Raw genomic sequence first — 21388 nt, 5'->3', positions numbered from 1 at the left:
TTAGTACTCATTATAACTATTCTCTGGCTGAAAAGCTTCTTTGACTCTTTTTATTAGTCTGTGCATACGATCACTTCCTCCTGCAATAATACCAGCTGTAAGGATAATATCTATCGATTGGATAATGGTAGATTGTATCTCGGATAAGTTATCACTGGTTTCATTAAACAGTATACCAGACATCAATCTAAAACCCGAAAAAGATAAAATAAGTCCAATAATAAAGGCAATCACAATGGTTCGCTGTTTGCGTTTCATACCTTCTTTGGTAAGGGTATTTTCTAGCCTTCTTTTCTCCTTCATCATGTTTGCCACTTCCGGCACAGAAACTTCTTCTGTTTCCGAAGCAGCTTCCTCCCCCACCACCGGCTCATTCATACGCTCTAATTTGCGATCAATCTCATCAATACGTTCTTTACATTCTTTCTTAAGTCTCTGATTGTAATCATGAACAAAAATTTCTATAAACTGCTCTACTACAAACATAATTACCGAAGTGTACCCTAATACAGCCACTACATTTCCTGGAGTAAGGTGTGCCAAATTTATAGCTGGCAATTGCCCTTCAAGTAATACAAAACCTACCACTGCAAAAACAATGAGAATAATGGCTATAGGATTTTTGTACAAAGCTTTCATGAAGTAAGGAATAAGAGTGTTTAGTAAAAATACAAAACTATTATGGATTACTCCTATTCTTGAGATAAGAAGCAAATAAAAATCCCAAAAGCGATTGGCCCTTGGGATCTTCTATTTGTATATGCTGGTTTTATTTTCCAGGGAAATCTGCCTTACGTTTTTCCAAAAACGCAGTAGTTCCTTCTTTAAAATCTTCGGTACCGAAACAATTCCCAAATTGTTCTATTTCTACTTTAAATCCGTTTACTCCGTCTTCAAAAGCAGCATTAACAGATTTTATAGCAGCTGCAATTGCCACAGAAGAGTTTCTCATGATCTTTCCTGCCAACTTTTCTGCCAATGGTAATAGTTCCTCTTGTGAAGTTACATGATTTACCAAACCATACTGCATCGCCTGATTAGCATCTATCATTCCTGCAGTCATAATCATTTCCATGGCTCTTCCTTTTCCTACTAATTGTGGCAAACGCTGGGTCCCTCCATATCCAGGAATCACTCCTAGAGATACCTCAGGTAGTCCCATTTTGGCATTATTGCTGGCGATTCTAAAATGAGCTGCCATTGCCAATTCTAGCCCTCCTCCTAAGGCAAAACCGTTTACAGCAGCAATTACTGGTGTTGATAGATTCGCAACAAAATCAAAAAGCAGTTCTTGACCTTTTTCAGCTAGTTTTCCTCCTTCAGAAACGGAAAAATCAGCAAATTCGCTAATGTCTGCTCCTGCTACAAAAGCTTTCTCTCCACTACCGGTAACAATAATTGCTTTGGTAGCAGCGTCCAAATCCGCTACTCTAAAAGCGGCATGAAGTTCTTGAATCGTCTCTTTATTGAGTGCATTTAATTTTGAAGGACGATTGATCGTTATTTTGGTTATTCCACCTTCTTGAGATGTAAGAATGTTAGTATACATTATGTTGGTATTATTTTATGTGAGCTATTAATTTTTATCTCTTTCAAAATATAGATAGAAGTACATTCCCAGTCCAAAATCTTCAACATCTGTAGAAACCAAACGCCAGCCTTCACTAGAATATTCATCCAATTTAGCCTGAATGTCTTTGGAAGAAGATTTTAAGATATGTTCTTTGTCCAACGTTAGTTTGGAGTAATAGACCAGAGATTCTAGTTTGTATTCTTTCATCTGTTTTTACATTAAGTACTTTTCAACTGTCGGATAGTATTCACCAATAATCATGGCTCATTTCACGCAGTAGTTTCTATTTGTGATTCTCTGGGAAAAGAAACTTTAAAGATGGTTCCTTTTCCTTCTTGCGAGGTAAAGGTAATACTTCCTTTATAGGTTTCCACTATATTTTTCACCATTCCTAAACCAAGCCCCATTCCGCTTGATTTTGTGGTAAATTTAGGTTCAAAAATCTTCTTTTTATTTTCTTCGGTGATCCCTATTCCATTATCCGCTACTGTAATAACTACGTTCCCATCCTCGGTAAATACATTTACAATCACTTTTGGAGTGCGATCCCCCGGGATAGCCTGTATCGCATTCTTAACCAGATTGGTAACCACACGTATCAACTGTGTTCTATCAAACTTGGCAATAATCTCTCCTTTTTCTGAAGGGGAAATAATGTAGTCTTCGTTAAAAATATCTAGTGCCAACCCTACAATTTTTACCACATCCAATGTTTCACTTTTTTGCGCTGGCATTTGTGCAAAATTCGAAAATGCCGAGGCGATCGAACTCATGGTATCGATTTGTTGAATAAGGGTATTACTATACTCCTGTACTTTTTGTTGAATTTTGGGGTCCTCGGGATCAAATTTTCTTTGAAAACTCTGTACGGTAAGTCGCATAGGTGTCAGAGGATTTTTGATCTCGTGTGCTACTTGCTTTGCCATTTCCCGCCATGCAGCTTCCCGTTCACTTTTGGCAAGCATAGCTGCACTTTCTTCAAGCTCGTCGATCATGCTATTATATGCACTTACTAACGAATATATCTCTTCACTGGCATCAATAATACCTATCCGTTTATTACGCTTGTCTAGTCGGGTTTGATCAATGGTTTCTGAAATCGTTTTTAAAGATCGTGTAATGTACTTGGATAAAAAATACGCCAAGGCAATAGCAATCAGCAACATTAACAAATACACTTGCCCCAATCGCTGTAAAAATTCAAACAACTCTCGGGTAATCAAATCGTCGTCCTCCAGATAGGGTAAATTTAAAATTCCCAGAGGTTTGGACTTAAAATCAGTAATAAACGTATAAGAAGAAAGAATACGAATTCCATTTTTTTCGGATTTCACCAAATACTTCTTATCATACAAAGAAGCTAGGGTATCCAATATTTTAGGGCTTAGCTGTTTATCTGTGGTATCTTTGGCAAAAATTCCTTCAGACTTAATTAATAGTTCTCCAGACAATCCGTAGATGTTAATAGGCAAAGAATGTTCTTCAGAAATTTGATAGATCTTTTGTTTATACCCAAAGATTTTGGAGAGGTGTTCTTCATCTACAGGATAGGTTGTACTACGCAATGCATTATTGATTGCGATTTGGATACGAGTTTCTTTTCGTTCTAAACGCTCTCTGTGATAATCTTCGGCTTCTTCTTTGTATTGATATATGGTAACCGCCGCAATTAGTATCGAAGCCAACAAGACCAAAACGGTCATCGAAATAAAAATCCGTGTACGGAGAGAGAGTTTGTATAGCTTCATATCCAATTTTGATAGGTAAATATAACAAATATCGCACCAAAAAATAGTGCTAAAAACAAATCCCAAGGCACAGACCATTCCTTAATTTTAATTAGCTTTACAAAATGAGTCAAGAAATACTGCTTTCTGTACAAGATCTTTGTGTTTCCTTCTTTTCAAAAAAAGAAGAAAATAAGGTACTTCATAACATTTCGTTCGACATCTATAGCAACGAGATATTAGGTGTTGTTGGAGAATCCGGAAGTGGAAAATCGGTTGCTTCACTTGCCATATTAGGACTCTTACCTCAAAAAATTGCCAGAATATCTCAAGGGAATATTCTTTATAACGGTACTTCTCTATCGTCACTTTCTGAAAAAGCATACCGTAAGATTCGTGGAAACGAAATTGCAATGATCTTTCAGGAACCTATGAGTTCTCTCAACCCCTCTATGAAATGTGGAAAACAAGTTGCAGAAATATTAGCGTTGCATACCACACTTTCAAAGAATGAAATTAAAACTGAAGTACTTTCTCTTTTTGAAAAGGTGAAATTACCCGATCCCGAAAGAGCCTATGCATCTTATCCGCATCAATTAAGTGGTGGGCAAAAACAACGTATTATGATTGCCATGGCAATTGCTTGCAAACCCAAACTTTTGATTGCAGACGAACCTACAACGGCTTTGGATGTTACTGTACAAAAGGAAATCATAAGCCTATTAAAAGCATTGCAACAAGAATATAAAATGAGTGTGTTGTTCATTTCTCATGACCTATCTCTTGTTTCGGAAATCGCAGATCATGTGCTAGTGATGTATCAGGGGCGATTGATTGAATATGGAGAAACCAATGCCATTTTTAATAATCCTCAAGAAGATTACACCAAAGCACTCATCAATGCAAGACCCACGTTAGATATACGATTCAAGACTTTACCTACCATATCAGATTATTTGAAAGACACCCATGGTGATCGAGAAGTGATTACAACAGCGCAACGTGAACAACAACATAAGGAATTATATAGCAAGCCACCATTGCTAGAAGTTGTAAATGTTGAGAAAACGTACTTCTCTAATGTCGGTTGGTTTGGGAAAAGTGAATTTAAGGCGGTAAATGATGTGAGTTTTCAATTATTTGAAGGAGAAACCCTGGGGTTGGTAGGAGAATCAGGATGTGGTAAATCGACCTTGGGAAACACCATTCTTAGACTTGATCAAGCCAGCAAAGGGCAGATTTTATATAAAGGGCAAGATTTGACGCAGTTATCCGATACTGAAATCAGATCGCTTCGAAAAGAAATACAACTTATTTTCCAAGATCCTTTTGCTTCGCTAAATCCTAGACTAACTGTAGGTAAAGCAATTATGGAGCCTATGAAGGTTCACGGACTGTACACATCAGATACAGAGCGCAAGGAAAAGGTGATCGAATTATTAGAACGTGTAGGATTAGAAGCCAGTCATTTTGATCGGTACCCTCATGAATTCAGCGGGGGTCAACGCCAACGTATCGGGATTGCCAGAACCATCGCACTACAACCTAAATTGATTATTTGTGATGAATCGGTAAGCGCACTTGATATTTCTGTACAAGCACAAGTATTAAATCTTTTAAATGAACTTAAAGAGAATTTCGGATTTACCTATATTTTCATATCACATGATCTAGCAGTAGTAAAATACATGTCTGATCAATTGCTAGTAATGAACGAAGGTAAAATTGAAGAAAGCGGAGATGCAGACCAGATTTATAACCATCCTGAAAAAGCGTATACCAAAAAACTAATCCAAGCCATCCCGAAAGGAATGTAACACACTTTTATTTTAAATTAGGAATCTTACTCCAAATATTGTTTCCTATCCGTATAAAACACGAAAAAACCTGTTAAGCTTAGTAGATTAACAGGTTTAATTCATCGCGACTTGGGGAGGTTGCGATTGATTAACAACAAAAAATCACATCAACAAAAATACTTTTTTCGCTAAATACACACAGTTAGAAAGTAATTCCATAGTTGGTTTAACTGACTTCTGTAAGCGATTTATACGTTTTTTCATAATAGGGACAATATGTGTGGGTTAATACTTTGTTTAATCTTAAAAAATAATGTGTAAAGGGGACACGATTTTCTAAGGGGACACTAATATGCAAAATATTTTCAATAATTACGTTTAAATGCCTAATAAATCGACAAAAAACACAAAACTTTAACATTTAACTTTTGAAAGCTTGTTTTTACAGGTTAAAGCAAAGGTTTAAGGGAATAAAAAATCTGAAGAAATTGTAGTATTTTTCTTTCAAAATTGAGTCTACGAGATGTATATCACTATAACGATACACTTTTAAAATTATTATTCGTAGTACCTCAATTATTATTCGTAAACCTGTATAAAGAATTAGTCGAGTACCATTTCGGGGATTTCTCCCTCAACGATCAAATTTCCTTCGGTTGCTTTCTGGATATCTTCAATACTTACCCCAGGAGCTCTTTCTAATAACTTAAAACCTCCGTCTACAACTTCCATGAGTGCAAGGTTAGTAACAATCTTCTTTACACAATTCACACCTGTAAGTGGTAAACTACATGCCTTCAGTAATTTGGACTTCCCAGCCTTATTGGTATGCATCATTGCCACGATAATATTTTCTGCGCTAGCTACCAGGTCCATAGCTCCACCCATTCCTTTTACCATTCTTCCTGGTATTTTCCAATTGGCGATATCTCCGTTTTCTGAAACTTCCATAGCCCCAAGTATGGTTAGGTCTACATGTTGCCCTCTAATCATCCCAAAACTCATTGCAGAATCAAAAAAAGATGCTCCAGGCATCGTTGTTATGGTTTGTTTCCCTGCATTGATAATATCAGCATCTTCTTCTCCTTCAAAAGGAAAAGGGCCCATACCCAAAACTCCATTCTCACTTTGGAACTCTACTTCTATTCCCTGAGGGATATAATTAGCCACCAAGGTGGGTATTCCTATCCCAAGATTTACAAAATACCCGTCCTGTAGTTCTTTGGCAATGCGCCTTGCTATTCCGTTTTTATCTAGCATAACTATCTTCTTCTAATTTTATAAGAATTAAAATGACTAGTGGATCTCCCTTCTTGTGCCCACATCATCACTGGAATTAGTCCAGTTACAGTACCTATAGCTCCGTATAGACTCCACAATACCAAAGTAACTGCTGCACTAATTCCTAAAGCAATAAGGATTTTTCTATGATCAACAACGGCATCAATTCTATTGATATGCTTCTTATCTCTTTTCCCACAATGAGTACAATGCACATCTACCTCATCTCCTACTTTCATTTGTAGTTGTCCCCTAGTAGCGGTGACAGGTCTATAATTATTTTGTTTCTTACAGCCTGAACAGGTGTATTCCAATTTCATTCAATAATTTATTAATTCAAGTTAGGTTGCGGCGTAGTTCTTAAATAAGGTTTAATCACTTTATGTCCCTTTGGAAACAAGTTTGGAATTTCTTCTGTAGCCACAGAAGGCACCACTACGCAATCGTCTCCTTGGTTCCAGTTAGCAGGTGTAGCAACTTTGTGATAAGCCGTTAACTGAAGTGAGTCAATTACACGTATTAACTCATCAAAGTTTCTTCCTGTAGAAGCTGGATATGTTATGGTCAATTTTATTTTCTTATCAGGACCAATAACAAAAACCGAACGAACGGTAAGTTGACTATCAGCATTAGGATGAATCATATCATATAATTCTGATACCTTTCTATCCTCGTCCGCTATAATAGGGAAATTTACTGTAGTTTGCTGGGTTTCATTAATATCTTTGATCCAACCATGATGTGAATCTAATCCATCTACACTCAACGCGGCTACTTTTACATTTCGTGCATTAAATGCATCGGTATACTTTGCCACAGTTCCTAATTCTGTTGTACATACAGGGGTGTAATCTGCAGGGTGTGAAAAAAGTACCCCCCAGCTATCCCCTAGCCAATCATGAAAATTTATTTCTCCTTCTGTAGTTTGTGCTGTAAAGTTTGGTGCTTCGTCTCCTAATCGTAATGCTGACATGATTTATGTGTTTTTAAGGTATTAAAAGTATCTTTTTATGCTTTTTGGCGGACAGTTCGTTGCTCGATTCGTTTTTCATATTTTTCTCCTTGAAAAATACGCTGTACAAATATTCCAGGAATATGAATCTGATTCGGGTCTAGGGTTCCTGCTGGAACTAATTCTTCAACTTCGGCAACGGTAATTTTTGCTGCTCCGCACATACAAGGATTAAAATTTCTTGCAGTTCCTTTGAAAATCAGATTTCCAGCTTCATCTCCTTTCCAGGCTTTTACAAAAGCAAAATCCGCTTGAAACGCATGTTCTAACACATACATTTTGCCATTAAATTCTCTTGTTTCTTTTCCTTCGGCTACTTCGGTACCGTAACCTGCTGGAGTATAAAAGGCAGGAAAACCACCCTGAGCAGCTCTACAACGCTCTGCAAGGGTTCCTTGAGGAATCAATTCGACATCCAATTCGCCACTCAACATCTGGCGTTCGAACTCATCATTTTCTCCCACATAAGAGGAGATCATTTTTTTGATTTGTTTCTTCTGAAGCAAAAGCCCTAATCCGAAGTCATCAACTCCGGCATTGTTAGAAATACAGGTTACATCGGTAACGTTTAATTTAACCAGTTCGGCAATTGCATTTTCGGGAATACCGCACAATCCAAATCCACCAAGCATAAAGGTCATTCCGTCCTTTACACCAGATAAAGCTTCGGCAACATTGGGTACCGTTTTACGAATCATATTGTTCAAATTTTAGCGAATTAAAAGTACTAAAAAAATAGTACTAAATCGTTTGAACAATGAGAGTTTTATGAATAATTTAAAGGTCTAAAAATTCTCTTTACAGAGAGAATTCATCATCAATATTTTCCTCCGGAGTAATGCTCTTTTTAAATTCCTCGCAATCCACTTCGATAGTAAGACCTTCAGGTTTTAGAAATGCATCTTTTGACACATTCAAATCCTTGTCTTGGTAACATTTTCTCATATATAGTGCCCATATTGGCAAAGCCATAGTTGCACCCTGACCAAACGTTGTAGTTTCAAAGTGTGTAGCACGATCGTCTGCACCTACCCAAACCCCTGTACAAAGGTTAGGAACAATCCCCATAAACCAACCATCACTTTGGTTTTGCGTGGTTCCTGTTTTTCCTGCAATTGGGTTATTAAACTCGTATGGGTGCCCTGTTACTACATTCTTAATATCATATCTTGTAGAAGGGCCTGTTCTAAGTCGAACTCCAGATCCAGATTGTGTTACCCCTTCCATCAAATTGATGGTAACATAAGCTGCTTCTTTACTGATTACATCTCTGGTTTCTGGCACAAATTGATAGAGTAGCGTTCCGTTTTTATCTTCGATACTAGTAATCATTACAGGCTTGGTATAGATTCCCTGATTAGCAAAAGTACTGTAAGCTCCTACCATTTCAGACAATTTTAAATCTACAGATCCTAAACATATAGATGCTACCGGAAGTATTTCTGACTTTACTCCTGTATTTTGAGCAAGACGAACAATAGGGTCTGGACCAATTCTATCCATCAAACGTGCAGAAATAGTATTTACTGACTTTGCTAATGCGTCTTTTAGACTCAGGTAACCACTGTATTCTCCATCACTATTTTTAGGAGTCCAGTCTTTATCTACTACTCCATGAGAATCCACCGGAATAGTAATTTGCGATCTTGGCAAGGTATCACAAGGTGATAGTTTTAATTGATCGATAGCCGTGGCATACACAAAAGGCTTAAATGTTGATCCTACCTGTCGCGCTCCCTGATCTACATGATCGTATTGAAAATGTTTATAGTTGATTCCTCCCACCCAGGCTTTTACATGACCTGTTTGCGGCTCCATAGACATCAAACCAGATCTCAAGAACTTCTTGTAATACAAGATCGAATCTTTGGGAGTCATAATGGTATCTATTTCTCCCTTCCAGCTGAAGATCTTCATCTCTGTCTTTTCCTCAAAAGACTTGCGAATTTCCTTATCGCTTTTTCCATTAGCTGCCATGGATTTCCATCGAGCAGAACTTTTCATCGCTCTATTGATGATACCTTGTGTTTCGGCCTTGGTAATATCTCTAAATGGAGTGGTTTTATTCTTTGTTTCCTGTTTATCAAATTCTTTTTGAAGATTTGCCATATGCTCACGAGTAGCTTCTTCGGCATATTTCTGCATTCTAGAATCGATGGTTACATTAATCTTTAGACCGTCTCTATAGATATTAAAATACACTTCCTCTCCCTCTTCGTTTACACCTTTCGGATTTTTCTTTACCCAGTCGCCCATCCAACTTCTTACATATTCTCGAAAGTATGTGGCTGTTCCATCAGAGTGACCCTCTGGTGCATAATCTAACTTAAGCGGTAATTGTTGTAAGCTATCTTTTTGTACGGTGCTGATGTATCCGTATTTTGCCATCTGGCTTAATACAACATCTCTTCTATTCTTAACTAATTCTGGTCTTCTTAGTGGATTAAAAAGAGATGAATTTTTAAGCATCCCTACTAACACAGCTGCCTCTTCGATCTTAAGATCTTTTGGGGTATCTCTATTAAAATAAATTCTGGACGCAGAACTAATCCCAATCGCCTGATTTAAGAAATCATATTTGTTGAGATACATGGTCATGATTTCATCCTTGGTGTATTGTCTTTCTAATCTGGTTGCAATCACCCATTCTTTTGCTTTTTGAGTAATCGCCGCGAATATATTTCTTGACCTTACCCCTACAAACAACTGTCTCGCCAATTGCTGTGTAATCGTACTCGCTCCTCCTCTTCTCCCTAAAAATGTAAAAGCTCTAATGGTTCCTCGTGCATCAATCCCAGAATGATCATAATATCTGGCATCTTCGGTAGCCACTAATGCATGTACCAAGTTTTCAGAAAGTTCATTATAACTAACCGGAGTACGATTTTCCTTGAAAAATGTACCGATCTGTGCACCATCCGACGAGATGATTTGCGTAGCAAGATCGTTTTGAGGGTTTTCTAACTCCTCAAAAGTGGGCATTTCTCCAAATGCGCCCCAACTTGCTAATAAGAATAATAATACCACCAAAAGGATCCCGGTTCCAAATGCGATCCAGAATGCCTTAATAAACTTTAGCGTGCTAGTTCCTGCCTTTTTTTTTGGTGTTCTTTTTTTTGATTTGGGTGTTGCCTTTGCCATTTATTTAAGGTTTTGAGCGTCTTCTATTCTAAATCCAATATCGGTAATTCCTTCTAAAGCGTAAATCCCATTCACTTTTCCATTTTTACGCATTGCGTGCTGTAAGGTAATCTGGTAAGTACCATCTTCAATAAACTTTACTTTCTCTTTATACCAAAGTTTATTCTCTTTTACATCAGAAAAACCAGTTCCCAACCATTCTCCATTGGGTGCTGCCATATCATATTCTAAGGTGTCAGTCACTACCTTCCCGTTAGGAAATCTCATTTCACTGATCAAGAACAAATTGCTGTATTTGTAATCGTTAGTATTACGCACATTGATAAACAAATTGTATTCTTTTTCGGGATCGAGTGAAGGTAATGAAAAGTTTATTTTTTCATCCCGTTCCCATGATTCTGCCACCGTTTGGTATTGATCAAATATTTGTTGATCATCACATGACGACAACAGTAGTATCATACAGATCCAACCTATACCTTTAAGATTTATCATTGTTTTTATTACGTGAACGATGTCTTTTGTTACGTTGGTTCTTTGACTTATTGGTGTTTTTCTTTTCAGGGTTCCCTCCTTTTGATGCATTCGATGTGGCCATTTGCTTTTGCGAAGAAGCATTACCAGCGTTTTTCTTTCTGTTTCGATTTTTTCTCCTTCTTTTGCTTCGTTTTGGCTGATCGAATCTGGTTAAACTATCTTGTCCTACAACGTTTTCAAAATCGGTTTTAGTGTTTTCTATCAATTCTGAGGCGAACTCTTCCAGGCTAGCTACTTTTTCATCGTTGTTATTTGCTGCAATAATTTCACTTGCATCTTCGGCAGATATTTTGTGCCAGTTCATCCATTCTCCTTCATAAGCATACCATAATAGTCCTTTGAAAATATCTATTTTCTGGCATACTGCTGTTCCCTTTTCTGTTTTCAGTTTTGTTTCTAGTTTAGGAAAACTATTTAAAGCTTCGATATAAGCGTCTAACTCATAATTCAAACAGCATTTCAACTTACCACATTGCCCTGCAAGTTTTTGAGGATTTAATGACAATTGCTGATATCGGGCTGCACTGGTATTTACAGATCTAAAATCCGTAAGCCAGGTAGAACAACACAGTTCTCTACCACAAGATCCCACACCTCCTAATCGAGCGGCCTCTTGTCTAAAACCAACCTGACGCATTTCGATACGGGTATTGAACTCGTGTGCAAATTCTTTGATCAACTGCCTGAAATCCACCCGTTCTTCTGCGGTGTAGTAAAAAGTAGCTTTAGATCCGTCTCCCTGAAATTCGATATCCGAAATTTTCATTTGCAATTCCAGTCGAATTGCAATTTCTCGAGCTCTCACCTTCATTTTTTCCTCGCGATCCCGAGACTTTTGCCAGATATCTATATCTTTCTGAGAAGCTTTGCGGTATACTTTTTTGATATCGTCCCCTTCTGCTTCTACCTTCTTCTTTTTCATTTGGATACGCACCAATTCTCCTGTTAGGGACACCATACCCACATCATGACCGGGAGAAGCTTCGGTAGCGACAATATCTCCGATACTTAAGGAAAGATTTTCTGTATTTTTGAAATAGCCTTTTCTACCATTTTTGAATCGTATTTCGGCAAAAGGAAATTGTGCGGCTCCATTGGGAAGCGACATATTTGACAACCAGTCAAAAACTGTTAATTTATTACATCCATCGGCACCACAGGTACCGTTATTCTTACATCCTTTCGGTTGTCCGTCTTTTCCGGAAGAACAACTACTACACCCCATATGTTCCTACTATATTGAAATTTGTACATGATGATTTACATCACTACAAATATGGTTCTTACTAAAGCCAGAAAACACTGGATTTCCGGCATCTCAATCGTTAAAGATACTATGAAAAAAATTATCAACCATAGTATCTTTCGCATTTTAGCATTACTTCTTGTAAATCAGCGCTTCAGAACGACCTTTTTTGAAGATTTGGTTACTATTCCCTTTTCCTCTTCTTAAAGCTTTTTGTTCTTCATAGGGCAAACGATTTACCTCTTTACAAGCATCAGAGCAACAGTTTTCCATAGCTGCCGCACAATCCTCGCACTGGATAAACAACAAATGACACGCTTCATTTGCACAGTTTACATGGGTATCACAAGGTTTACCACATTGATGACAATTGGCAATAACATCATCTGAAATACGTTCTGCTCGACGATGATCAAAAACAAAGTTTTTACCCAAAAACTTGTTTTCTAATCCTTTTTCTTCGACTTGTCGGGCATATTCGATAATACCACCTTCTAACTGATATACGTTTTTGAATCCTTTGTGTTTGTAATAGGCACTTGCTTTTTCGCAACGAATCCCACCCGTACAATACATCACAAGATTTTTATCTTCTTTATGTTCTTTCAGATCTTCTTCGATAATATCCAAAGAATCTCTAAACGTATCCACATCTGGTGTTACGGCACCTTTAAAATGACCGATTTCACTTTCATAATGGTTACGCATGTCTACCAACACGGTATCCGGGTTTTCGATCAACTCATTAAATTGCTGGGCATCAACATGCACTCCTTTGTTGGTAACATCAAAAGTATCATCATTCAAGCCATCGGCTACAATTTTATGCCTTACTTTCACCTTCAATTTCAGGAAAGATTTCGAATCCTGTTCGCGAGCAATATTCAAACGAACATTTTCAAGAAAAGAAATACTATCCAGATGCTCTTTGAAAGTCAAAAAATTAGGAGCTGGTACAGAAAGTTGTCCGTTGATCCCCTCTTTGGCTACATAGATACGTCCTAGTACATCGAGTTCGTTCCAACGAATAAAAAGGTGGTTTCTGAAAATTTCTGGATTTCCGATATGTGCATATTGGTAGAAAGAAAGCGTAAGCCGATCCGTACCGGCCTCGTCGATAAGAGCTGCTCTTTCTTTTGCACTTAATTTATTGTACAGTTGCATGCTATACTAATGTTTTAAGTTAAAAAGATATTTTGCGCAAAAGTACAAATACTCTACGGAATAAAAAATGCTTAGAAACTAATGCAAGATATTTTTCAGGTTAGCCTCGTACTTTAAGTATATTATAGTATAACCCCAATATTTAAAAAGATTGCTTTATTTTTAGTTTACTTTAATTTATACCAAGTTATTAATGTCCATAGAAGTTATACAAACCGTCGTCGAAGTGATCTCTGCTATTTTAATACTGATCGCTTTTGAGTTATTAAACCGAAAACATTTACAAGGCTATTCTTTTATGGCTATTGGCCAGTTATTAGCAGCAGTTATCTGTGTTGCAACTTCGCTTTGGTTTTTAGCATTTATGCATCTTGTGAATTGTTTATTGATGGTCCGTGGTTATCTTAAATGGAGAACTCATTCTACCTAGATTTATCCGAAATCTTTGTGTTAGTTATAAACTTTGCTCCAAAAGGAATGGCCATCGTACTTAAGCCAATAGCCATTCTATTTGCATCTTATTTTTAAATGTTCTCAAGGCTGATTATACCACCATTAGATCATCACATACTTGTTATTACCTTTTGAAAAATTTTACTCTGGCATTATTCAAACTGCCAAAATGATTATAATAGTTCCGGTTTTTCTCGACATACTTAAACAGATCTACCTTATCATCTTCTATCCCAAAATAAATAAACTTCTGGTAGATCGCATCCAAAGCTTCAAACTCACTCATATTCGCAAACTCTCCATCTACAAATTCGTTGCGAAAATGGCCAGAACCAAAACAACAATCATGTTCCCATAATTCAATTCTTACTGTATTCAACTTGAACTCAGTCCAATCAACTAGAACAAAGTTTTCTGGGCGATAAATCCTCTTATCGTGATCCAAAAATTTTAGTTGTACCTTTTTTACCAGTGGATTTTTCTGTTCGTCTTTAAATCCTGAAATAATTGCATAAATGTCTGCCTTTCCCCGTAATCTATTTTCCTTGTCATCAGATAAGCGAATTTCATGAAGCACCATTTTTGTTGGCGATGGTCTAGTTGATAATGGAAATGATGCTGTTGGATACATTTTTTGACTCTCGGTGATGGATGTTTCCGTTTGTAATTCTTCTAAGGCTTCTTTTTCACAGGATATTTGTGCTAGTACCAGTATCCCAATGATAAAAAATAGTTTTTTCATGATAATGAATTTTAAATTTAGATATCAGATCTAAAAGTAATCGACTATGAGAAAGCTTACTTGAACATATGTTTCAATATCATGTACTATTGTTCCCTATTTAACCTATATTTTGTTGATTTTATTTATCGCTGGCAAAAGACAAATACCATTATGAAATAAAAAAAGCCTTAAAGATATCTTCAAGGCTTTTTTTTGGCTAATTCGTTATTGATTCTTTCTAATCTATTAACGATAAAATAATTCAATAACGAAGCTAGCCACCTTCTACTATGCAATTACTAATTTTTGTAATCACATAGCCCGCATGGTTATGTCTTGTGACCTTTTTAAGAAATTTCATCTACTATTAAGTCGTTCTACGGTTTTGTTCTCTTTGCTTTTATATGATAGATGCAACATGTATTGAAGGGTTGCGTAACGACAAAAAATAATTTATTGAGTTTCATTTTTTGGTACTCCCATCTGCTAATTTTGTTGTTAATAACCATTTGGAAATCTATAGACCAACTACGAAAAGAAATAGTACTTTAGCAAAAAGTTAATTCCAATGTCAAATCCCGATATATTTGAACAACAAATGAGTACAGAGAAAGATGCAAAACTAAAAGCCCTCAAATTAACCTTAGATAAATTAGATAAAGCCTACGGAAAAGGAACTGTAATGAAAATGAGTGACAGTTCTGTTCAGGAAGTAGATGTCATCCCAACCGGATCACTTGGTTTGGATTTGGCACTAGGTGTTGGAGGGTATCCACGAGGGCGAATTGTAGAGATTTACGGACCAGAATCTTCGGGTAAAACTACCCTTACATTACATGCGATTGCACAAGCACAAAAAGTAGGAGGGATTGCTGCTTTTATTGATGCGGAGCATGCTTTTGATCGTTTTTATGCAGAAAAATTGGGTGTAGATATTGATGATCTTATCATATCACAACCAGATCACGGAGAACAAGCACTAGAAATTGCTGATAACCTGATTCGATCTGGAGCTATTGATATCATCGTTATCGACTCGGTAGCGGCATTAACTCCAAAAAGTGAAATTGAAGGTGAAATGGGAGACTCCAAAATGGGGCTTCATGCACGATTAATGTCTCAGGCACTAAGAAAGTTAACCAGTTCTATCAGCAAAACCAATTGTACGGTGATTTTTATTAATCAGCTTCGTGAAAAAATTGGTGTTATGTTTGGAAATCCTGAAACTACAACAGGAGGTAATGCACTGAAATTTTATGCTTCGGTACGATTGGATATTCGTCGTTCTACGCAGATTAAAGATAGTAATAGTGAAGTAAAAGGAAATAAGACCCGTGTGAAAGTTGTAAAAAACAAAGTAGCACCTCCTTTTAGAACTGCAGAATTTGATATCATGTATGGCGAAGGTATCTCAAAAACTGGTGAAATCATCGATATCGGTGTAGACTATGAAATCGTAAAGAAAAGTGGATCATGGTTTAGCTACGCAGATACTAAACTCGGACAAGGTCGAGATGCTGTAAAGGCATTACTAAATGACAATCCGGAGCTTATGGAAGAACTAGAAGAAAAGATTAAAGAGGCGATAAAGATTATTAAAGAGCAATAAATATTTTTAATCATCATATTAAAATCCTGTCGTGAACGTGATCGCGACAGGATTTTTTTATACCTTAAAGCAACCTTATCTGTTTACGTTCATCTATATATTAGATTATATATGTTTATTACTCTAACCCCATAATGTTTATGAAGACGATTAAGATCATTTTGGCTTTTTTTATCATCGCAATGACTTCGGGATGTGGTGTTGATGACAATACTGGTTTTTTCTATGAGTTAGTCCCTATAGAAACTGCTACAGTTCCTGACACCTTTGTCAGAGGAGAAACGTACACCATAAGTGTTACTTTTTTCAGACCTACTTCTTGTCATGCTTTTGCAGGATTTGATTATACCCCCGACAACAATGAACGCACAGTAGCTGTTGTTAATTTAGTGGTAAATCCAGATAACTGTAGAGATCTGGAAGATACCGCCAGCGTAGAAGAATCCTTAGAATTTTTTGTAGGAAATGAAGAATCCTATGTTTTTAGGTTCTGGCAAGGTAGAGATGACCAAGGAAACAATCAATATCTTACTATAGAAGTACCCGTAGAAAATTAAAAGCAAATCAAAAAGATAGTTAGTGGGGTTGGATCAACTCATAAAAAAATGCAAGAAAAAAAACGCTGCGGCTCAGGAGCAATTGTATCGATTGTACAGTAGTAAATTATTCTCTATTTGCTTGAAGTACTCTACCGATTACTCTAGTGCCGAAGATACTTTACAAGATGCTTTTATAACTATTTTTGATAAAATCACACAATACAAAAGCAAAGGTTCTTTTGAAGGTTGGATGAAACGAGTTACAATCAATACCGCCTTACAGAAGTATAGAAAACAGAAAGTTTTTGATATTGTTAACGAAGAACAAATTGAAGAAGTTGAAGTAGAAATTGAAAATGAAGAGGTATCATTAGATTATCTTTTGAGTATCATCCAGGAACTACCCGACCGATATCGGTTAGTCTTTAATCTTTACGTTTTGGATGGATATGCTCACAAAGAGATTGCCGAAATGCTGAGCATATCTGTAGGTACTTCCAAATCAAATCTGGCAAGAGCCAGGAACATTTTAAAAACAAAAATAGAAACCAATCAAGAACCGTATGTACGGGCAATTGACGATAGATAATGAGCGATAAAAAGAATATAGACCGTTTGTTTCAGGAGAAATTCAAGGATTTTGATGTTACTCCGGATGAATCGGTATGGGAAAAAATAAAAGCCAGAAAAGACGATGATCGCAAACGGGCATTTATACTTCCTCTTTGGTATAAAGTTGGAGGTGTAGCCGCCGTAGCTGCTATTTTGATTACTATTGGATACTTTTCCTTAACAAAAAATACTGGTACCGAAAACCCTGCTCTTGTAGAGTCCGAAACCAAAGAAACTCCTTCAAACCCTATAGATTCTACAACAAATCATAGTATCCCAAACACTACAGTAGTTTCTACAGAACAAACCGACGAAAATTCGTCCGAGTCAAAAACACCACAAGAAGATGAAGTAGTCACTTCTTCTCCAAATACAATAGCTACTCCTCAAAAAGGAAAAGCAGCAGATGCTAAACCCCCTAAAGAAAATAGATATACAACACCTAAAGGATCGTCCTACTCGCAAACCCAAAATGCAATTGTTGAACAAACTTCTGACCAGAAAACAAATACTGCGATTTCAGAAAAAGAAGAAAACTCATTAATTGCTCCGCAAGACCCTTCAAATGCAACCACTGGTTTAGCCGAAAATCAGCATACAGATCCTAAAACCACAACCCAGGAATCTAATGTAAAACCATTGGATTCTAACTCTGGTCAAGATTCGAAACGCATTGCAGATAATGTCACCTTTGATAACAATAAGGATAGCAATGAGAAATCCATAGCTGAAGACGTTAATACTGCTACTGAAGAGCCCATTAAAAAGTCCATTTTTGACGCTATTGCGGAAAATGAAGAAGAAGATACAGAAGCAACTGAAGAATCTGGCAAAAAATGGACTGTAGCTCCTAATGTAGCTCCGGTATATTATAACTCTGTTGGTAATGGTTCGTCTATCGATAGGCAATTTGCAGACAATGAAAAAAGTGGACAGGTGAATTTAAGTTACGGGGTACAAGTAGCCTATGAGATCAATAAGCGATTTAGTATCCGTTCTGGAGTGCATAAAGTAGATTTAAGCTATAATACACTTGATGTGGGGTTTTCTCCCTCTGCAACAGGTCAAAATATTTCAAGCATTGATTATGCCCCTAGTGCGCAAGCTATTTTGGTATCAGATATTGGAACTCAAGATGTCCCTGGTTTTAATGCTTCAGAAGTGAATCGTGATGCCATTAATCAACGACAAAATGCTGGTTTATTAAATCAGCGAATTGGATATATCGAAGTGCCTTTGGAAATGAAGTATGCCATTGTGGATAGAAAAGTTGGAGTCAATATGATTGGTGGAGTGAGTACCCTGTTTCTGGAGGACAATGAAATTTCTTTGGAAGCTGGGGATTTTGAAACTGAAATTGGTCAAGCCAATAATCTGAACGAGGTAAGTTTCAGTGGTAATATTGGTATTGGTATTGATTATAAATTATCAGATCAATTTCAGATCAATCTAGAGCCCATTTTTAAATATCAGTTTAATGCTTTTAATGATGCAGGAGATTTTAGACCGTTCTATTTTGGAGTCTACACTGGGATGAGCATAAAATTTTAAATAAGAAATCAAATGGTTTAGTTGGTTAGGTAGTTATTGCTTTAAATGGCAATGATGAACAAAGCCGTTTCTACAGGGAACGGCTTTTGTATTTAATCTTTCAAATCCGCTTCTAACTTTTCAAGAATGATACCTCGTACTTTTTCCTTCAATTCCTTTTTGTCAGATTGGGTCAATCCCTGGGTTGGGATTTCTGTATGAACATACCCTCTCATCTCTCCCGGGCTACCACTAAAAAAAGTATACGAAAAGCGTTTTTTATTATCGAAAAACGTTAATGGTAAAATAGGGATTTGATGATCTATCGCTAGTCGAAAAGCTCCATCCTTAAATTCGTCAAGTATAATAGTTTGATCATCGGGAACACCTCCTTCAGGAAAAATACAGATACTGGTTCCGTTATGTAATCTCGCATGAGCTTTATCAAAAACTTCTTTTCTACTTTTTTGACTATTTCGATCTACCAAAATACAAGTGCGTTTATAGAAAAATCCGAAAATCGGGATCTTTGCTAGCTCCTTTTTCCCTACAAAGACGAATGGGTTTTTTACGCAGTAGAGCATAAACATGATATCTGTCATCGAACCATGATTAGCCACAAACATGTAACTTTTTTTGCGATCTACCTTGGTTTCTTTGGTAACTTTGGGAATAAATCCGCTACCATACAAAACGATTTTTGCCCAAAATCGAGCCACAACAAAAAACTGAGGATACCATTCTTCTCTAGAAGTAAATATCAATAAAATCGGAAACATAATGATGATAGGAACGCCAACAAGTATGTAAAACCAAATACGCCAAAGCAGTATGAGTATGTTTCGAATCAAAGTCATTTCTCAAAAATACATAATTGCTTCGAGCTAGTGTAATACTTTTTGCAGACACCCTTACTTTGATGATAAAAAATATCTCTTTAGCAGATAAAAAAAGATCTTCGGTTCGCAAAAAAAATTACCTTTGCCACAAATTAAAAAATACTATGTCTAGAATTCTAACTGGGGTTCAAAGTACCGGAACTCCACATTTAGGAAACTTATTGGGAGCAATACTTCCTGCTATTGAAATGGCAAATCAACCAGAGAATGAATCTTTTCTGTTTATTGCCGATATGCATTCTTTGACACAAATTAAAGATGCCAAAGAGCTAAGAACAAACACCTACTCTACTGCTGCCACCTGGTTAGCATGTGGTTTGGACATAGAAAAAACTGTTTTTTACAGGCAAAGTGATATTCCTCAAGCCACTGAACTTGCTTGGTACTTAAATTGTTTCTTTCCTTATCAAAGACTAAAACTGGCACATTCTTTTAAAGACAAAGCAGATCGATTAGATGATGTAAATGCTGGAATTTTTACATACCCTATGCTAATGGCTGCGGACATACTATTGTATGATGCAGAAATAGTTCCCGTAGGAAAGGATCAGGAACAACATTTGGAATTTACACGAGATGTAGCCAGCAGAGTTCATAATAAAGTGGGAGAAGTATTTGTTTTACCACAAATACAACTTAAAAAAGATACCATGTATGTTCCAGGTACAGATGGAACCAAAATGAGTAAGTCTAAAGGAAATATTATCAATTTGTTTTTGCCAGACAAGAAGCTTAGGAAACAAATCATGTCTATCGAAACCGATAGTACACCTCTTGAAGATCCCAAAGATCCAGACACCTGTAACGTATTTGGGCTGTATAAATTAATTGCTTCTCCCAATCAACAGGAAGAGATGCGGCAAAACTACTTAGGGGGAAATTATGGATATGGTCACGCAAAGCAAGCTTTGTTTGAGTTATTGATAGAAAAATTCTCGAAAGAACGCGAACGATACAATTACTACATGGAAAACCTTGACGAGGTAGATCAAGCTTTAGCAAAAGGAGCTCAGAAAGCAGCTATTATCGCGAATAAGGTTCTTGCCAGAGTACGGGAAAAAGTTGGGTATTAATTTGCTTTGGTCATGATATTGATAATACAGTGAAAGCTCTTTTTGAAGTAGTTTATGATTTTTTAAAATTCCTTGAAAAACTTACAGGGTTTACTTACGAAGAGATCAATATCATTATTTGGTATATCCTTATTCCATTTACATGGATATTTTTGCTCGATAAGATTTTAGACAACCATTACCTCAAAATAGCATTTTTACTGCTATTAACTTTGTTTCTGATATGCATCCCAGATTTTGAGTTATTTGCTTTATGGCTATTTAACTCTTCGGTGGACTTCTTAAATCTGTTTAATCACTTAGGTAGTAGTTATAAAACTTCCTCAGTAATTGTCTGCATATTTATTCCAATGGCCATATACTTTATCTTAATCAGAAAAGCATATTTCAGGAAAAAGTAAACTTTTGTTACTTACATAAGTGACCCGAATACAGCCTAATGTTCTTTTTTATAGACTGTATCCGGGAT

The 21388-nt window shown here is 36.6% G+C and carries 22 protein-coding genes; 8 read left to right on the top strand and 14 right to left on the bottom strand.

The features are described from left to right. The 4 genes from ACXAGJ_RS05225 to ACXAGJ_RS05210 all read right to left on the bottom strand — a co-directional run bounded on the left by ACXAGJ_RS05225 (position 1) and on the right by ACXAGJ_RS05210 (position 3321). Entirely contained in the window at positions 1-639 is a 639-nt protein-coding gene (locus tag ACXAGJ_RS05225) for a hypothetical protein (RefSeq protein WP_474837757.1), read from the bottom strand. Positions 640-769: 130 nt separating this feature from the next. Continuing rightward, on the bottom strand, positions 770-1552 hold the full coding sequence (locus tag ACXAGJ_RS05220; protein ID WP_474838053.1) for an enoyl-CoA hydratase/isomerase family protein: 783 nt from the start codon (positions 1550-1552) through the stop codon (positions 770-772). A gap of 24 nt (positions 1553-1576) precedes the next feature. Further along, positions 1577-1780 (bottom strand): DUF4177 domain-containing protein, encoded by a 204-nt coding sequence (locus ACXAGJ_RS05215; RefSeq protein WP_073315882.1) that lies wholly within the window; start codon positions 1778-1780, stop codon positions 1577-1579. 62 nt (positions 1781-1842) lie between these two features. Then, the gene (locus tag ACXAGJ_RS05210) at positions 1843-3321 is read right to left on the bottom strand and encodes a sensor histidine kinase (protein ID WP_474837755.1); all 1479 of its coding nucleotides are present in this window, start codon (positions 3319-3321) and stop codon (positions 1843-1845) included. Positions 3322-3425: 104 nt separating this feature from the next. Here ACXAGJ_RS05210 and ACXAGJ_RS05205 point away from each other — a divergent pair, with 104 nt between their 5' ends. Next, a complete protein-coding gene (locus ACXAGJ_RS05205; protein WP_474837753.1) occupies positions 3426-5117 on the top strand; it encodes an ABC transporter ATP-binding protein in 1692 nt (563 codons plus the stop codon). Between the two features lie 585 nt (positions 5118-5702). Here the strand turns inward: ACXAGJ_RS05205 and ACXAGJ_RS05200 are convergent. The 8 genes from ACXAGJ_RS05200 to trhO all read right to left on the bottom strand — a co-directional run bounded on the left by ACXAGJ_RS05200 (position 5703) and on the right by trhO (position 13480). After that, positions 5703-6359, bottom strand: coding sequence for a CoA transferase subunit B (locus ACXAGJ_RS05200; protein ID WP_474837751.1), 657 nt, complete (start codon positions 6357-6359; stop codon positions 5703-5705). 2 nt (positions 6360-6361) lie between these two features. Next, positions 6362-6700: a hypothetical protein gene (locus tag ACXAGJ_RS05195; protein WP_474837749.1), complete on the bottom strand. Its 339-nt coding sequence runs from the start codon at positions 6698-6700 to the stop codon at positions 6362-6364. A gap of 11 nt (positions 6701-6711) precedes the next feature. After that, positions 6712-7353, bottom strand: coding sequence for a peroxiredoxin (locus ACXAGJ_RS05190; protein ID WP_474837747.1), 642 nt, complete (start codon positions 7351-7353; stop codon positions 6712-6714). A gap of 35 nt (positions 7354-7388) precedes the next feature. Next, entirely contained in the window at positions 7389-8090 is a 702-nt protein-coding gene (locus tag ACXAGJ_RS05185) for a CoA transferase subunit A (protein ID WP_073315888.1), read from the bottom strand. Positions 8091-8190: 100 nt separating this feature from the next. Then, positions 8191-10533: a penicillin-binding protein 1A gene (locus ACXAGJ_RS05180; RefSeq protein WP_474837744.1), complete on the bottom strand. Its 2343-nt coding sequence runs from the start codon at positions 10531-10533 to the stop codon at positions 8191-8193. Next, the gene (locus ACXAGJ_RS05175) at positions 10534-11028 is read right to left on the bottom strand and encodes a gliding motility lipoprotein GldH (protein WP_474837742.1); all 495 of its coding nucleotides are present in this window, start codon (positions 11026-11028) and stop codon (positions 10534-10536) included. After that, positions 11015-12295, bottom strand: a complete 1281-nt coding sequence (locus ACXAGJ_RS05170; protein WP_474837740.1) for a PSP1 domain-containing protein — start codon at positions 12293-12295, stop codon at positions 11015-11017. The genes ACXAGJ_RS05175 and ACXAGJ_RS05170 overlap by 14 nt, the downstream gene beginning before the upstream one ends. Positions 12296-12448: 153 nt before the next feature. Continuing rightward, positions 12449-13480 carry an oxygen-dependent tRNA uridine(34) hydroxylase TrhO gene (trhO, locus tag ACXAGJ_RS05165; protein ID WP_474837738.1) on the bottom strand — a complete coding sequence of 344 codons (1032 nt, stop codon included), beginning with the start codon at positions 13478-13480 and terminating at the stop codon, positions 12449-12451. 193 nt (positions 13481-13673) lie between these two features. Here trhO and ACXAGJ_RS05160 point away from each other — a divergent pair, with 193 nt between their 5' ends. After that, positions 13674-13910: a hypothetical protein gene (locus ACXAGJ_RS05160; RefSeq protein WP_474837736.1), complete on the top strand. Its 237-nt coding sequence runs from the start codon at positions 13674-13676 to the stop codon at positions 13908-13910. Positions 13911-14057: 147 nt separating this feature from the next. On the opposite strand, the gene ACXAGJ_RS05155 is transcribed toward ACXAGJ_RS05160, so the two are convergent. Beyond that, the gene (locus ACXAGJ_RS05155; protein WP_474837734.1) at positions 14058-14675 is read right to left on the bottom strand and encodes a DUF3103 family protein; all 618 of its coding nucleotides are present in this window, start codon (positions 14673-14675) and stop codon (positions 14058-14060) included. Between the two features lie 580 nt (positions 14676-15255). Here ACXAGJ_RS05155 and recA point away from each other — a divergent pair. The 4 genes from recA to ACXAGJ_RS05135 all read left to right on the top strand — a co-directional run bounded on the left by recA (position 15256) and on the right by ACXAGJ_RS05135 (position 18968). After that, positions 15256-16266 (top strand): recombinase RecA, encoded by a 1011-nt coding sequence (gene recA / locus ACXAGJ_RS05150; protein ID WP_474838051.1) that lies wholly within the window; start codon positions 15256-15258, stop codon positions 16264-16266. A 140-nt stretch (positions 16267-16406) separates the two neighbouring features. Continuing rightward, positions 16407-16823: a hypothetical protein gene (locus ACXAGJ_RS05145; protein ID WP_073315894.1), complete on the top strand. Its 417-nt coding sequence runs from the start codon at positions 16407-16409 to the stop codon at positions 16821-16823. Positions 16824-16845: 22 nt separating this feature from the next. Beyond that, a complete protein-coding gene (locus tag ACXAGJ_RS05140; RefSeq protein ID WP_073315895.1) occupies positions 16846-17394 on the top strand; it encodes an RNA polymerase sigma factor in 549 nt (182 codons plus the stop codon). Then, the gene (locus tag ACXAGJ_RS05135; RefSeq protein ID WP_474837732.1) at positions 17394-18968 is read left to right on the top strand and encodes an outer membrane beta-barrel protein; all 1575 of its coding nucleotides are present in this window, start codon (positions 17394-17396) and stop codon (positions 18966-18968) included. The genes ACXAGJ_RS05140 and ACXAGJ_RS05135 overlap by 1 nt, the downstream gene beginning before the upstream one ends. Positions 18969-19060: 92 nt before the next feature. Here the strand turns inward: ACXAGJ_RS05135 and ACXAGJ_RS05130 are convergent, their stop codons facing one another. Further along, positions 19061-19804, bottom strand: coding sequence for a lysophospholipid acyltransferase family protein (locus ACXAGJ_RS05130; RefSeq protein ID WP_474837730.1), 744 nt, complete (start codon positions 19802-19804; stop codon positions 19061-19063). Between the two features lie 146 nt (positions 19805-19950). On the opposite strand from ACXAGJ_RS05130, the gene trpS reads away from it, so the two are divergent. Then, entirely contained in the window at positions 19951-20919 is a 969-nt protein-coding gene (gene trpS / locus ACXAGJ_RS05125) for a tryptophan--tRNA ligase (protein WP_474837728.1), read from the top strand. A 29-nt stretch (positions 20920-20948) separates the two neighbouring features. Next, on the top strand, positions 20949-21320 hold the full coding sequence (locus ACXAGJ_RS05120) for a hypothetical protein (protein WP_474837726.1): 372 nt from the start codon (positions 20949-20951) through the stop codon (positions 21318-21320). Positions 21321-21388 lie beyond the last annotated feature (68 nt).

Source organism: Aquimarina sp. AWH4_224, from assembly GCF_056160245.1.
Note: the sequence above shows the minus strand (reverse complement) of the source record. Positions and strands in the feature narration are given on the sequence as shown.